At 64.7% G+C, this 1,250-nt stretch carries 2 protein-coding genes; one reads left to right on the top strand and one right to left on the bottom strand.

Features of this window, described 5'->3' with window-relative positions:
* Nucleotides 1-886 (bottom strand): ABC transporter substrate-binding protein (locus EN750_RS34905; RefSeq protein ID WP_127399319.1); only part of this gene is annotated, 886 nt, incomplete at its 3' end.
* 179 nt (nucleotides 887-1,065) lie between these two features.
* On the opposite strand from EN750_RS34905, the gene EN750_RS34910 reads away from it, so the two are divergent.
* On the top strand, nucleotides 1,066-1,250 hold a 185-nt coding region (locus EN750_RS34910), incomplete at its 3' end, for a hypothetical protein (RefSeq protein WP_145968220.1).

Here is a 1,250-nt window from a genome sequence, read left to right on the forward strand (position 1 = left end):
GGCCGAAGCCGATCATGTAGGCGCCGTCAAGCACGACCAGCGCCTTGTTGGCCGCCGCAGGCGTTGCCGCCAGCGCGCGGTTGCCGAACACCTGCTCGGCCGTTGGCCCGCCCTTGCCGTCACTCATCATCAGGATGACATCGGGCGCCATCTCGACCAGCTTTTCCTCCGACGCCGCCTTGTAGCCCTGCACGATGTCCATCGGGTTGAGGCCGCCGGCATAGCGGATGATAGCGTCGGCCGAGGTGCCGGCGCCGGCTGCACTCAACTTCACCAGGCCATGGAAGAACACCACTTTCTTGCGCCGCTCTGGTGGAATTTTCGAGGCGAGATCGGCGGCAGCCTGAAAGGCGGTGAGCACTTCGGCTGAAACCGCCTTGCCCTTGTCCTCGAGCCCAAGGCTGGCGGCGATCAGTGTGATCTTGCGCTCGATGCCTTGCGGGGTGTTGTCCTGCGGGACGAAGACGATCGGGATCGCCAGCGACTTCAAGACCTCGACCGCTTCAGGAGGGCCGCTGTCTTCGGCGGCCAGGATCAGGTCGGGGCGCAGGCTGGCCAGCCCCTCGACCGAAAGCTGACGGCGGTAGCCGACATTGGGTTTTTGCGCGACGTCAGGCGGATATTTGCTGCCGCGATCGACAGCGACGATTCGCTCGCCGGCCCCGAGCGCGTGGGCGATCTCGGTGACGTCGGAGCCGAGCGTCACGATCCGGGTCGCCGCGCCCGGCACGACGCTTCGCCCCAGCGCATCGACAACCGTCTCGGCGGCCAGCGCCTTGAAGCCGCAGGAAGGCGCCAGCACCGACAGTGCCAGAAGCAGCACCGCCGCGATCCTGCCCGGTTGCGACCAGCAGATCCTTTTGCCCTCGCCCACCCTACCAATCATGCCGCTGCTCCGTGCCAGATGCTTCTCGATGATGGTCGGCTATAAATTTAAAGTTGACTTGTGTCATCATGTTTTAATATGTGACCCCTGCCCCGGCCCGCCTGGTCGAGGGATTCTCGATCATGCCAGCCAAGGCCCTTCAGCCACCGCCAGCAGTTTTGCTTTTGCTTGGGGGCTGCATGACAACGACAACAAACACGACCTTGATGGCGAGCACCGCGCTCGCCTTCGTGCTCGGCCTATGCGCTGTGCCCTTTGCCAGCGCGCAGGAACAGGACCAGGAGAAAAAGGCCGCCGCCAAGGCCGGCCGCCTGGCGCCGGCCAATCCCGCGCAGAACCAGCCGGCGACGATGCTCGACGTGAT

It is taken from the genome of Mesorhizobium sp. M7A.F.Ca.ET.027.03.2.1 (assembly GCF_003999175.1).
Classification (GTDB): domain Bacteria; phylum Pseudomonadota; class Alphaproteobacteria; order Rhizobiales; family Rhizobiaceae; genus Mesorhizobium.